The following is a 13,540-nucleotide window of genomic DNA, read 5'->3' as shown; positions in this document are numbered from 1 at the left end:
TTTAAATCAAAGAATCCGATTTATAGAAGAAAATCGATATTGTTTGTTAAAGAATCTTAATAAAAAAAACCGCATACTCGCCAAAAATAGGCGGTTGCGGTTTATTTTTCTTTAACATATGTAAACAATATGTTAAATAGTGTTAAAATAAGATCCTGATAATTATCATAAGAGGAGTCTTTTGCTCGGAATCTCTACTTTTGTAATGCTTTTGAAAATAAATATCCCTTTTTAACACGGTTAATCAAATATATATGAAGAAAAGAGTTTTGTCTTATTTAGTCGCTATAGTTACTACAGTCTCATTGCAATCGTGTGCTACTAATTATGTAGTTTCAAAACCAGCAACTTACACAAAAGAATACAAAACAGATGCCAAACTAGCTTCTATAGATAACAAAAAAATGGAGCAGGATAAGCAGAAATTGATAGATTCATTTCTAGCTGAAAAGGCAGCATCTATAGCTAATGCTAAAAAAACAATTAAGAATTCTGAGATTGCAAAAGCAATCAAACATAATAAAACCATTGACGGTATCCTTACTGAAGCTGAAACATACCTTGGAACTCCTTACAGATATGGAGGAACTACAAGAAACGGTATAGATTGTTCAGCTTTTGTTCTTTCTGTATTCGGAGCGGCAGCAGGTCTTAGCTTACCAAGAGTAGCAGCATCTCAGGCTCAGGAAGGTGAAAAAATTGAAAAAGGAGACCTTCAGAAAGGAGATTTAATCTTCTTTTCTCATGGAAGAAGAATTTCTCACGTAGGTATTGTAGAAAGTGTTAGTGAAGAAGGTGAGATCAAGTTTATCCACGCAGCAACATCCAAAGGAGTAATGATATCTTCTCTGAATGATTCTTACTGGGGACCTAAGTTCAGATTCGCAAAAAGAGTAATCAATGAAGAAGGAGAATCTTATAATAACTTAGCGGCTATTACTCCAGCTACACCAGCAAATTTTTAGTTTTATAAATAATTGATTTAAATAATGAAGCCATCAGAATTCTGATGGCTTTTTTATTGGTATTGTTTTAATATGTTTTTGGTAAGCCAACGGAATATATCCTTAAAGAGAAAGCGGATCTAAAGCCCGCTCCTATTAATGATAAACAGTATCAATTTTCTTTTTTATATATTAAACTTTTGACTTCTAACTCTTATCAATTTCAATATCCAGCTTGTACAGTAAGCCATAGATTTCAGAAAGCGAGAATTTAGCCTTTCTAAGCCTGTTTAAAGAAGGATCTATTGAATAGTGGAACGAAGTCCTGAAATCTGCTTTTTCAAGGTTTGTACTGTCAAAAACAGCACCTGACAGGTCACAGTTACCAAAGACAGCATTTGACAGATCAGCCTCAGTAAAATCAACCTCTATCAGCTTAGAATTTTTGAAAACCGTTTTCTTTATTGAGGTTTGATAGAATACAGAATTGTTCAAAGCGCTATCTTCAAATTTAAGAGATAATCCAAAGCCGTTACAATCATTAAACTGAAGTCCGAACATTTTACATTCTCTGAACACCACATCACGGAAGGCTGTTTTCATAAGCTTTGCCATGCTGAGGTTACATCCTATAAACTCGCAGTCTGTAAAACTAAAGCCCGACAGATCTACATATTCAAAATTACAGTTTCTGAACGTGCAGTTTTCGTACTCTCCTTTTTCCAGCTGTGAAAAATCTATGTTTTCAAAATTTTGATCTACAATATAAGCTTCTTTCATAAAGATGATATTTGATAACAGTAATTCTCCCGCAGATTTCACGGGCTATAAACATTGTTGAATAAAATAAGCGGTTAAATATTAACTTCAGGGAATAATCTTTAAGCTTATACCAAACTATTCTTGTCTGAATAATTAAGTTTAAAGAAGATAAAAGTCATCATAGAGAATGCCAGCAAAGAACTTCCTCCATAACTAAAGTATGGCAAAGGAATACCTACTGTTGGGAAAAGCCCCATAACCATCCCTAAATTGATTGAAAAGTGCATCAGCAAAATAGAGGCAAAACAATATCCAAATACGCGGTTAAAGGTAGACTTCTGCTTTTCTGCCAGATAGTAAATACGGCCAATATAAACCATGTAACATAAAATCAGAATAGCACTTCCTAAGAATCCCCACTCCTCTCCTACAGTACAGAAAATATAATCGGTTTCCTGCTCAGGAACAAATTTCCCCTGAGTAACGGATCCTTCACGATATCCTTTCCCCAAAAGCCCACCTGATCCGATGGCTGTTTTTGAATAGAGCAAGTTATAACCAGAGGTATCTCTAAACGCTTTTTCTCCTTTATAAAGAACTTCAACTCTCTCTCTCTGGTGCTTTGGAAGCTTTTCTAAGATATAGGGAGATCCAAATGCAAGTCCGCATAATAAAAGAATAGATCCTGCAATTCCTGATATAGAGATGACGTCCCAGGACATTCTATGATAATTCATGGCAATAAGAACACCGGCAATCACCAAAACAGCTACAGCAACATATACCGGAGGTACAGCCAGCGCAACTAAAAAGACTCCTGCAAAAATAAATCCTATTCCAAACAAAAGTCCACTCAATCCCTCTCTATATAAAGCGATGAAAAACGCAATAAATACAAGCATGGAACCCACATCCGGAATTGCCAGAACTACTGCTGCCGGAATACCTATAATAGCTAAAGTAGTCCACAGAGATTTCCTGTTTTTCAGATTAAAATCAGGCCCGGAAACATAATTGGCCAGCATCAGTGCTGTTCCTATTTTTGCAAACTCTACAGGCTGCATGGTAAAACTTCCGAATTTATACCAGTTCTTCTGGCCCAGAATCTCCTTTCCAAAGGGAAAAAGTCCAATCAGTAAAAGAACTCCCCCAATGTAAATGATCCCCGCCATATTCTCAAAGAACTTGCTTCGGCTAAAGAAAATCATAAGTCCTACGAACAAAGAAATACAGAAAAACATCAATTGCTTTTCACCCAGCTTCTGATCCACACTGTAAATATTTGCAATAGCAAAGATGCAAAGCAGGAAATACAGCCCAAGGCCCAGTTTATCTATTCCTTCAGTCCATTTCATTGCTTCACGGGTTTTTTAGCAGGGTTATTATTTTTCGTTTCCTCTCCTATATTCTTTTGCAGCCTGGCTTTTTGTTGCTTTACAAATTCCAGACTATCTTTTATTCTTTTTCGTCTGATGGAGTCAGGTTTAGGGTCTATATACCAACCTTTACGTTTAAGATCTGCTATCCACTGCCTTTTATATTCAGGCATAAAACTGGCACCGATCATTTTTTTATAGAGATTTTCTCTCTTAAGATCACCGGTAATATATTTTTCAGCGATCACAGTGCAAGCCGGACCTGCCCACGTTGCCCCGAATCCGGCATGTTCCATTACTGCAACTACCACAATTTTAGGTTTATCAGCAGGAGCAATCAGTACAAAAATAGAGTTATCTTTTCCTTGCGGAACCTGAGCTGTACCTGTTTTGGCCAGCTGAGTGAAATCATTTGATTTCAGACTTCTCGCAGTTCCTCTTAAGACCACAGCTTCCATTCCCTTTAAAACAGGCTCAAAATGCTTGGGATCTACAAGAGTTTTATGTTTTACCTTAAATCTAGGATCCGGATTGGCTTTGCCGTCAATTGCTTTTACAATATGTGGAGTATAGTACCATCCTTTATTGGCAATAGCAGAAACATAGTTAGCTAACTGAATAGGAGTTACCAGAACATCTCCCTGCCCCATCCCGTTGTAAATAGCCCCAGTTGACATCTCATCCCAGTTTTTAAAATCAGTTCTCTTAGAGCCGCTCGCTTTCATGATGGCTTTAAATCTTTTCTCATAAAAATCTCCGGAAGGGATTCTTCCTTTTGCCCCTACGGCAAAATCATTATTTAAAAATTCACCTACTCCAAAGCTGCTCATGATTTTTTTCCATTCATCAACACCTTTTGAGGGATTTCCCGGATATTTCTTGATGATCGCTATAAATGCATAGGTAAAAAAGCAGTTACTGGAAACCTGAATAGAAGGAATCAACGGCTCGGCTCCCCCGTGGCCTTTAATTCTCTTACCTTTATAGAAAAATCCACCACCACAAGGGAAAATTGTATTTTCATCCATTACTCCCATCTGCATTGCGGCCAAAGCAGTCAATAGTTTAAAAGTAGATCCCGGAGGATACCCCGCCTGTAATGATCTATCGAATGTAGGTTTATTTTCGTAAAGTGTATCTTTAGATAAAGCGTATAAATTTTTTGATTTATTAGGTCCGGTGAAAAGGTTAGGATCAATGTCCGGTCCGGTAGCAGCAACTAATACTTCCCCATTATTAGGATCGATTGCAACAATTGCTCCGTGTTTATTCACCAGCATTTCTTCAGCCGTTCTCTGAAGGTCATAATCAATAGTTAATGTAATATCTTTACCGGTAATAACATCTCTATCCAGAGAACCGTTTTTATAAGAACCAATATTTCGGAGTCTGATATCTTTTTGGATGTATTTTATTCCTTTTATTCCTCGAAGTTCTTTTTCGTAAGATTTTTCAACCCCTGTTTTTCCGATAAAATCCCCCGGTAAGTAATAAGTAGAATCTTTTTTAATCTCTCTCTCGTTTACTTCACTGGTATATCCCAGAAGGTTTCCTGATGTGGATACTTCATATTGACGCTGTGGTCTTTGCACAATAGTAAAGGCCGGATATTTAAAAATAATCTCCTGAACTCTTGCAATATCTTCCCTGCTCAGATCCTTCAGAAAGGTCATCGGGGTCAGTTTAGAGTAGTATTTTTCTTTTTTAATCAGATTAATCCTGTTAATAAAATCGGGCTTACTGATTTTCATCAGGCTACAGAACCCAAGAGTATCAAAGTCTGATTTCATTAAAGCCTGCGTAAAAGAAACTTCATATGCCGGCTGGTTTCCTACCATGATCTTTCCATTTCTGTCGAAAATTACCCCTCGCTGCGGAATAACATATTCTGTTTTGATGGATGTATTGGCTGCGTTTAGTGCATAACGGTCGGTAAACAACTGTAAATATGCAAGCCTCGCCACAAAAATAATGGCGATAGCAACAAGAATGGAAAAGATTTTTAAATAACGTGTGTTCAAACTTTTTGTTTGATTTTAAATATTAATGCGTAAACAACGATAAATATAAAGGAAATTACACTTGTTACCAACACATTAAATAATATTTCAAAAAATCTGCTAAACTTAAAGAACTCGATATACTGTACTAAAAGCTGATGCAGAAAGATACTTGAAAATAAAAACAGCAAAAACTGCGCCCATTGAAGGGACTGAAAAGAGAAAAAGTCCGTAGATGTGTCTGTGGAGGTTCTGAAAATCAACGTTCTGAAATAAGCAATCAACGTTGTAGCAAATGCATTAATCCCCCATGAATAAAGAAAACCGTCAATAGACAGTCCTATTAAAAAGCTCAATGCCAGGAACTGAAATTTATTCCTGAAAAAAGGATAGAACATGACAAATACAGGATATAATACCGGAGTATATTTCCCGAAAAGCGTAATCCTGTTCAATACAAATATCTGTAATGCAACAAGAAAAATCATGATCAATATATCTGTAAATAAAGTTCTGCTAATCATTTTCCTTTTTTATTACAGCCTGCATAGTATCCTGAATCTTCTGCACTTCTGCTTTCTTAAGATTCTTTACTACATACACTTTATTCAACGCTCCCATTTTTTCACTCAGCTCAACGGTGATATCCCAAAAGCCGGTTTTATTGTCTACAGAATAACCTGCGATAGTACCAATCGTTAGTCCTTTAGGGAAAATTGCAGATTTCCCGTCTGTCACAACGGTGTCTCCAACTTTTAATGCGACATATTTTGGAATATCCGCAAGATGCATTACCCTGGAGTTATCTCCATTCCATGTTAAAGTACCAAAGTATCCTGAATTTTTAAGTGCGGCATTAATTCTGATCTTATTTACACTTAAGACTGACTGAACCAATGCATAACTGTCTGTAGAGTTTATAACAATCCCCGCAATACCTCTTGGCGCCATCACTCCCATTTGAGGAAAGACTCCATCTCTACGGCCACGGTTGATTGTGAAATAATTATTTCTTCGGTTGATACTGTTGAAGACGATTTCACCATCTACAAAAGTATAGATCTGCCCTCCGCCAATGGTATCATGAACTCTTTTGAAAACAGGATTCTTAGATCCGTCTTTTCCGTAAAGTTCAGCCATAAGGGCCTTGTTCTGAACTACAAGATCATCATTGATCTGTTTTAACTTCAGATAAGAAACTCCTTCATCAATATATCCGGACACCCAGGAATTGAACGCAGCCGTTTGGCCTGCCACCCAGGATCTCTGCATTGCATTTCTAGAGAATATCAAAACCAGAGCAATAATTTGCAGGAATATAAAGAAGACAAAAAGAGTATTCTTCGAAAATAATCTCAGCAAAAATCCCATTCAGATATATAGTCGTAAAAAGTTAAAATTATTTAATTAAGAAATTGAATTTATCCATATTCTTAAGGGCAATACCAGTTCCGCGAACAACAGCTCTCAACGGATCTTCAGCAACAAATACAGGAAGACCTGTTTTTTTGTGAATTCTGTCTGCAAGACCTCTTAACAAAGCCCCTCCTCCAGCAAGATAAATACCTGTTTTGTAAATATCAGCTGCCAATTCCGGCGGAGTAAGAGAAAGAGTTTCCATTACGGCATCTTCGATTCTGATAATCGATTTATCCAATGCACGTGCAATCTCTTTATATCCAACCATAATTTCTTTAGGCTTCCCTGTAATAAGGTCTCTACCTTGTACCGGAATATCCTCGATATCTACATCCAGATCTTCTACTGCAGAACCTACTTCAATTTTGATTCGCTCAGCTGTTCTTTCTCCGATATAAAGGTTATGGTGAGTTCTTAAGTAATACGCAATATCATTAGTAAATACATCTCCAGCAATTTTCACAGATTTATCACATACGATACCTCCTAAAGCTACTACAGCAATTTCAGTAGTTCCTCCGCCTATATCGATAATCATATTCCCTTCAGGTTTCTGAACGTCAATCCCAACCCCAATTGCTGCTGCCATTGGCTCATAGATTAACCTTACTTCTTTTGCGTTGACTTTCTGAGCAGAGTCTCTTACCGCTCTTTTTTCAACTTCAGTAATACCAGAAGGAATACAGATTACAATACGTAATGCCGGTTGTATGAATTTACCTTTGATCCCAGGAATTTTTTTGATAAATTCTTTGATCATATGTTCAGAAGCGTGGAAATCTGCAATAACTCCATCCTTCAAAGGACGGATTGTTTTGATATCCTCATGAGTTTTACCTTGCATATGTTTAGCCTGCTCACCTACAGCAATGGGTTTACCCGAAGAACGTTCAATTGCAACAATTGATGGTTGATCTATAACAATTTTATTATTATGGATGATAAGGGTATTAGCAGTTCCTAGGTCTATCGCAATTTCTTGCGTAAACATATCAAATAAACTCATATTTTTCTTCTGATTTTAAGATTACAAAGATATAAATTTAACACTACTAAAGAAATTTCCCGCCAACTTAATTTGGTTAAAATTTTATTAAAATTTATAATTCTTTATTAACTTTCAGTCTAGATGTTTACAGAGTTTGAGTTCAACTAAAATTAACGGGGAAAATAAAGCCGTGAAAAGGTAAAATTATGAAAGGGCAAAAACACGAAAAAACAGAAAAACAAATACATCAACAATACTTGCATTGATTAAACCTCAATCTTCTTCCTCCGCTCCTAATGCCTTGCAAAGCCAACCCATTTACGAAAACCGAAACTTTAAGTAATAAATTCCGATCTGCACTATAGTTTTTTACGATAATTATCATATACACTATCAGAGAATGATTAATTAAAAAAAACGTAAATTTGCGACTGCTTATGTTACAGTATTCCCACATCCATCAAACATCAAATTTTGCCGTGCTTTCCATAAGCTACGAGAAAGCCGATGTAGAAACGAGAGGAAAATTTGCATTTTTTGATGAGAACATCAAAAATTTTGTTTCCAGGGTCCATCAGGAAGATCTTGGTGATGCATTTGTGGTTTCCACCTGTAACAGGACAGAAATTTATACTACTTCGTCCAATTATCTGCTGGTAGCAGAAGAGTATTGCAAAACTATTGGAGTACATCTTACTGATTTTCTTCAGTTTGCTAATATCCTTACAAAAGAGGAAGCTTTAATTCATCTTTTCAGAGTAGCAGCAGGTCTTGAAAGTCAGATTATCGGAGATTTTGAAATTATCGGACAGATTAAAAAAGCATATAACCGCTTCAAAAAAGAGAGACAAAATTCTAACCCGTATCTGGAAAGAGCAATCAATGCTGCCATTCAGATTTCCAAGAAGATTAAAAATGAGACAGGTATTTCCAATGGAGCTGCCTCAGTTTCTTATGCTGCAGTTCATTATATCCTAAACAGCCAAAAGAGAATCACCGAAAAAAACATCCTTCTTTTGGGAGTAGGTGAAATAGGGCAAAATACGGTTGAAAACCTGGTAAAGCATGTTTATCAGCCTAAAATAAAAATTGCCAACAGGACTCAGGAGAAAGCTGAAAAAATTTCACAAAAATATAATATTCCGCATGTTGATTATTCTGATTTTGACAAGGAATTAAAAAATACAGACATTCTTATTGTAGCAACGGGAGCCAAGCATCCTATTGTGAACCAGTCTCACTTTCCGAATGGAAAAGAAACATTGGTTATTGACCTTTCCATTCCGCATAACGTTGAAAAGAACGTCACTGAGAACGAAAATGTGACGCTGATTGATGTGGATGAACTTTCAAAACAAATCCAGGAGACTATCCAACAGCGGGAAAAGGAAATCCCAAAAGCTGAAAAGATCATCAAAGAAATGATGAAGGATTTCATTGAATGGGAGAAAAAGAGAAAAATGGCACCCAATATTCATCATTTCAAAGCCGTTTTAAAGAATATGGAACGCAATGAGATGCATAATTTTTATAAAAAGAATAAATACATAAACATCACGGACATGGAACTTTCTGATAAAATGATCCAGAAAATCACCAACCGTTTTGCAAAATATATCATCGACAATCCTTTAAAAGCCGAAGAAATCAGTAAATTAATGCACGAAATATTAGTTGAACAACCAAACAACGAATTCAATGAAAAGCATTAGAATTGGAACCAGAAATTCCGCACTTGCACTTTGGCAGGCTAGAGAGGTTGCGAGGCACCTTCAAAACAATAATTATTTAACGGAGATTGTTCCTATCGTCTCTTCCGGCGATAAGAATCTTAATCAGCCTTTATATTCTTTAGGAATCACAGGGGTTTTCACAAGAGACCTTGATATTGCCCTATTGAATGATGAAATTGATATTGCGGTGCATTCTTTAAAAGACGTACCTACTCAATTGCCTCATAATATTGAGATGATTGCCTATCTTGAAAGAGATTATCCACAAGACATCCTGATCAGAAAAGAAGCTTCAAGAAATAAAGAATTTCATGAACTGAAACTGGCAACAAGCAGTTTAAGAAGAAGGGCATTCTGGCTAAGAAATTATCCAACCGCGGAATTCTCGGATATCCGTGGAAATATCCAAACCAGACTTCAAAAGCTGGAAGACGGAAACTTTGATGCCACCATCTTATCTTTGGCAGGAATCAAAAGAATGAAAATGGAGATCGATTATGAGATGCTCCCAGTAATGATTTCAGCTCCTTCTCAGGGAGTGATTTCTGTAGCAGGACATTCTGAAAAACCGGAAATCAATGAAATTATAAGTCAGATCAACCACCAGCCTACGCAGATCTGTGTAGAAATTGAAAGAAATTTCTTAAGCACTTTAGAAGGAGGCTGCACTGCGCCTATCGGAGCTTTTGCAGAAATCATCGGAGACCAAATCCGATTCAAAGCAGCACTGTGCTCTTTGGATGGCAAAAACTGCATTGCTGTTGATGAAAACTTCGAATACAATTCTACAGAAAACTTTGGAGAAAAATTCGCAAAAGTAATTCTGGAAAACGGAGGAAAGGAATTAATGGCAGAAATCAAAAGCCAGATCTAAATTTTAGGTTTTAAATTCTTTTAACGATCCTTTTTTCATCTTCTTAACTTATACAGGCATGAAAATCTTATTTACCAAAAATATAGACCAGAATATTATATCCAAAGAATTAGGAGAGGATATGCTGGTTGACTGTATTGAGGTAATTAAGACTAAACCTATTATCATCAATCCTTTTGATCTGAAAAACTATTCTCTGATTTTCACCAGTGTAAATGGAGTGGCTTCTTTTTTTAAAAACAGATTTAAGCCCAACGAAAATTTTACAGCAAAGAATTACAATAAAATTTATTGTGTAGGTGAAAAGACAAAGAGGGCATTGAGAAAGTTTGGATTCGGGACATTCAAGGTTTTGAAAAATGCTGATACACTTTCCAGATTTATCATCGGAAGCTGCCAGCACGAGCAATTTCTTCACTTCTGTGGCAATCTTGCCATTAATGTTCTGGATAAGGATCTTCCTTTACAAAACATAAAATATAAAAAGATCACGATATATAATACAGAGGAAATCAACCCTTTAATACCTGAAAAATATCATGCTGCAGTATTTTTTAGTCCGAGCGGAGTTCGTAGTTTTGCAAGGCGAAATTCTATGGAGGGCATGAAGATTTTTTCAATTGGGGAAACCACATCCTCCGAGTTGAGAAATTATACTCAGGAAAGGATTTTTACTTCCGAAGAAAATACACTTACTTCCATCTTTGAATTGATAAGAAGGGAAACCGGAAGAACCAAATAGAATATTTTTTACCGAATTGGAACGGTAATATTAGTTTAAAATAGATTATGATTAAAAACGACCTATATTTAAAAGCACTTCGCGGAGAAACCGTTGAAAGACCTCCTGTCTGGATGATGAGGCAGGCTGGAAGATATCTGCCGGAATTCATTGCTCTAAGAGACCAGTATGATTTCTTCACAAGATGTCAGACCCCTGAACTTGCTGCTGAAATTACATTACAGCCTATCCGCAGATTTCCACTGGATGCCGCGATTCTGTTTTCTGATATTCTGGTAGTTCCTCAGGCAATGGGAATTGATTTCAAAATGAAGGAATCCGTTGGACCATGGTTAGATACTCCTATCAGAACAATGGAACAGGTTCAAAATATTGAAACTCCGGATGTGAATGATACTTTAGGCTACGTTTTTGATGCTATTGAACTGACACTTCAGAAACTGGACAACGATATTCCATTGATCGGTTTCGCTGGCTCTCCTTGGACAATCCTATGTTATTGCGTAGAAGGAAAAGGAAGCAAAGCGTTTGATATTGCAAAATCTTTCTGCTTCCAACAGCCTGAAGCTGCACACTTATTACTACAGAAAATTACAGATACTACGATTGCTTATTTAAAGAGAAAAGTAGAAAAGGGAGTTTCTGCTGTGCAGGTATTCGATTCTTGGGGAGGAATGCTTTCTCCTACTGATTATCAGGAATTCTCATGGCAGTATATCAATCAGATTGTTGAAGCACTGAGCCCTCTTACTCATGTAGTAGTATTTGGAAAAGGATGCTGGTTTGCACTGGAAGACATGACGATGTCTAAGGCTTCCGCTCTTGGGGTAGACTGGACAATCAAACCGGAATTCGCAAGAACATTGACCAATCATACAATGACGTTACAGGGGAATTTTGATCCTGCAAGACTTCATTCAACACCTGAAACAATTAAGAAAATGGTGAATGAAATGATCAACCGTTTTGGAAAAGACAGATACATTGCCAACTTGGGACATGGAATTTTACCTAATGTTCCTGTAGAGAATGCTGAAGCATTCATCAGAGCGGTGGTAGACTGGAAACCAAACCTTTAAACAATATAGGATTTTAAATCCTTCAGTTTTACAATATAGCAAAAACCCTGACCGCCAAGGTCAGGGCTTTTCATTTTTATATCATTATACTTAAAAGCGTAATTGATTCGTCCTTTAAAATATATTCTTATCTCAGCACTTTGTTTTAGATTTATCTTTACCTTTGATTATTAACACTTTAAATCATTATCATGAAAAAATTAAACAAAGATGCCCTGAAAAGCATAATGGGCGGAAGAGAGATCTGCCTTGAATGTGCTGACGATTATCATCAGGTTATTATTAACGGACGATGCTATTGTGTTCCGTGGAACTCATAAAAAAAGCAGCTTAAAAGCTGCTTTTTCTCTATTTTTTAGCCAAGCATTTTCTTGGCTTTCTTTACTCCTTCTACCAGAATATCAATTTCTTCAAAAGTGTTATAAACTGCAAAACTTGCTCTTACCGTTCCTGCAATATTAAAGAAGTTCATAATAGGCTGTGTACAGTGATGTCCTGTTCTTACAGCAACTCCCATTTTATCAAGGATCATTCCTACATCTGAAGAAATACCTACTCCCTCAAGGTTAAAAGAAACAACACCTGTTCTATGAGCTTTTTCGCCATAGATTTTAATGCCTTCTATTTCTAAAAGCTGTCTCTGAGCATATTCCAATAAAGCATTCTCATGTTTTTGAATATTTCCGTGTCCTATTCTGTTCATAAAATCAACAGCTGCACCTAAGGCAATATTTCCTCCCACATTTGGCGTTCCTGCTTCATATTTAAACGGAAGCCCGGCGTAGGTAGTTCCGTCGAAAGAACACGTTGCAATCATCTCCCCTCCTCCATGAAACGGCTGTAAAGCTTCTAATATTTCACGCTTACCATATAAAACACCTGTTCCCATAGGAGCATACATTTTATGACCCGAGAAAACAAAGAAATCACAATCCATCTTCTGAACGTCTATATTGAAATGCGGTGCAGACTGAGCGCCGTCAATAATGATATAGGCCTCTGTATTTTTTCTTGTTTTTGCGATGATCTCTTCAATAGGATTTACAATTCCTAATGCATTGGAAACCTGATTAACAGAAACTACCTTCGTTTTCTCACTTAATAGCTTATCAAACTGGTCTAACTGAAGAATACCGTTTTCATCAATAGGAATAACACGAAGTTTTGCACCTGTTCTTTCACATAGCATCTGCCAAGGAACGATATTGGAGTGGTGCTCAAGATATGAGATAATGATCTCATCATCCTTCTGCAGTTTCTGTGTTAAAATATAAGCGATAAGGTTTAACCCTTCTGTAGTTCCTTTAGTAAAAATAACTTCAAAGTCATGTTCAGCATTAATGAATTTCTGGATCTTTCTTCTTGAAAGTTCCATTTCTTCCGTTGCTAATTGGCTCAAAGTATGAATTCCTCTGTGTACATTAGCATTAAGCTCTGTATAATATGCGTGACAGACTTCTAAAACCGAATTTGGCTTTTGCGACGTTGCGGCATTGTCCAGGTAAACCAGAGGCTTACCATTCACTTCTCTGTCCAATATAGAAAACTGGCTTCTTATTTCCTGAATGTCAAACATTTATTTTATTTTTAATTAAAACGTTCTTATTTAGAACTCTTCAAATT

Annotated in this window: 13 protein-coding genes; 6 read left to right on the top strand and 7 right to left on the bottom strand. The window is 36.6% G+C overall.

All coding sequences use genetic code 11. The features are described from left to right. Window positions 1–254 precede the first annotated feature (254 nt). Window positions 255–965, top strand: a complete 711-nt coding sequence (locus tag AC27VX_RS01760; protein WP_300687723.1) for a C40 family peptidase — start codon at window positions 255–257, stop codon at window positions 963–965. Window positions 966–1,151: 186 nt separating this feature from the next. Here AC27VX_RS01760 and AC27VX_RS01755 read toward each other — a convergent pair whose 3' ends face one another. From AC27VX_RS01755 to AC27VX_RS01730, 6 genes are all read right to left on the bottom strand, one after another. Next, window positions 1,152–1,724, bottom strand: coding sequence for a pentapeptide repeat-containing protein (locus AC27VX_RS01755; RefSeq protein WP_488693559.1), 573 nt, complete (start codon window positions 1,722–1,724; stop codon window positions 1,152–1,154). Window positions 1,725–1,831: 107 nt separating this feature from the next. After that, window positions 1,832–3,061 carry a rod shape-determining protein RodA gene (gene rodA, locus AC27VX_RS01750; RefSeq protein ID WP_236856881.1) on the bottom strand — a complete coding sequence of 410 codons (1,230 nt, stop codon included), beginning with the start codon at window positions 3,059–3,061 and terminating at the stop codon, window positions 1,832–1,834. Next, the gene (locus AC27VX_RS01745) at window positions 3,058–5,103 is read right to left on the bottom strand and encodes a peptidoglycan D,D-transpeptidase FtsI family protein (RefSeq protein WP_300686500.1); all 2,046 of its coding nucleotides are present in this window, start codon (window positions 5,101–5,103) and stop codon (window positions 3,058–3,060) included. Before AC27VX_RS01745 ends, rodA begins: the two co-directional genes overlap by 4 nt. Continuing rightward, window positions 5,100–5,606 carry a rod shape-determining protein MreD gene (locus tag AC27VX_RS01740; protein ID WP_236856879.1) on the bottom strand — a complete coding sequence of 169 codons (507 nt, stop codon included), beginning with the start codon at window positions 5,604–5,606 and terminating at the stop codon, window positions 5,100–5,102. Before AC27VX_RS01740 ends, AC27VX_RS01745 begins: the two co-directional genes overlap by 4 nt. Beyond that, window positions 5,599–6,453: a rod shape-determining protein MreC gene (mreC, locus tag AC27VX_RS01735; protein ID WP_236856878.1), complete on the bottom strand. Its 855-nt coding sequence runs from the start codon at window positions 6,451–6,453 to the stop codon at window positions 5,599–5,601. Before mreC ends, AC27VX_RS01740 begins: the two co-directional genes overlap by 8 nt. A 28-nt stretch (window positions 6,454–6,481) precedes the next feature. After that, the gene (locus tag AC27VX_RS01730; protein ID WP_002982450.1) at window positions 6,482–7,507 is read right to left on the bottom strand and encodes a rod shape-determining protein; all 1,026 of its coding nucleotides are present in this window, start codon (window positions 7,505–7,507) and stop codon (window positions 6,482–6,484) included. Window positions 7,508–7,926: 419 nt separating this feature from the next. Between AC27VX_RS01730 and hemA the strand changes: the two genes are divergently transcribed. The 5 genes from hemA (at window position 7,927) to AC27VX_RS01705 (ending at window position 12,237) form a co-directional block, all read left to right on the top strand. After that, window positions 7,927–9,201 (top strand): glutamyl-tRNA reductase, encoded by a 1,275-nt coding sequence (gene hemA, locus AC27VX_RS01725; RefSeq protein ID WP_236856877.1) that lies wholly within the window; start codon window positions 7,927–7,929, stop codon window positions 9,199–9,201. After that, a complete protein-coding gene (gene hemC, locus AC27VX_RS01720) occupies window positions 9,188–10,096 on the top strand; it encodes a hydroxymethylbilane synthase (protein WP_488693555.1) in 909 nt (302 codons plus the stop codon). The genes hemA and hemC overlap by 14 nt, the downstream gene beginning before the upstream one ends. A 58-nt stretch (window positions 10,097–10,154) precedes the next feature. Next, window positions 10,155–10,838 (top strand): uroporphyrinogen-III synthase, encoded by a 684-nt coding sequence (locus AC27VX_RS01715; protein ID WP_488693553.1) that lies wholly within the window; start codon window positions 10,155–10,157, stop codon window positions 10,836–10,838. 47 nt (window positions 10,839–10,885) lie between these two features. Next, on the top strand, window positions 10,886–11,917 hold the full coding sequence (gene hemE, locus AC27VX_RS01710) for a uroporphyrinogen decarboxylase (RefSeq protein WP_047376227.1): 1,032 nt from the start codon (window positions 10,886–10,888) through the stop codon (window positions 11,915–11,917). A gap of 191 nt (window positions 11,918–12,108) precedes the next feature. Next, window positions 12,109–12,237 carry a bacteriocin gene (locus AC27VX_RS01705; RefSeq protein ID WP_236856874.1) on the top strand — a complete coding sequence of 43 codons (129 nt, stop codon included), beginning with the start codon at window positions 12,109–12,111 and terminating at the stop codon, window positions 12,235–12,237. 35 nt (window positions 12,238–12,272) lie between these two features. On the opposite strand, the gene AC27VX_RS01700 is transcribed toward AC27VX_RS01705, so the two are convergent. Continuing rightward, entirely contained in the window at window positions 12,273–13,493 is a 1,221-nt protein-coding gene (locus AC27VX_RS01700; RefSeq protein WP_488693550.1) for an aminotransferase class V-fold PLP-dependent enzyme, read from the bottom strand. Window positions 13,494–13,540: the final 47 nt, after the last annotated feature.

It is taken from the genome of Chryseobacterium sp. 14P4.3.2 (genome assembly GCF_057799275.1).
Note: the sequence above shows the minus strand (reverse complement) of the source record. Positions and strands in the feature narration are given on the sequence as shown.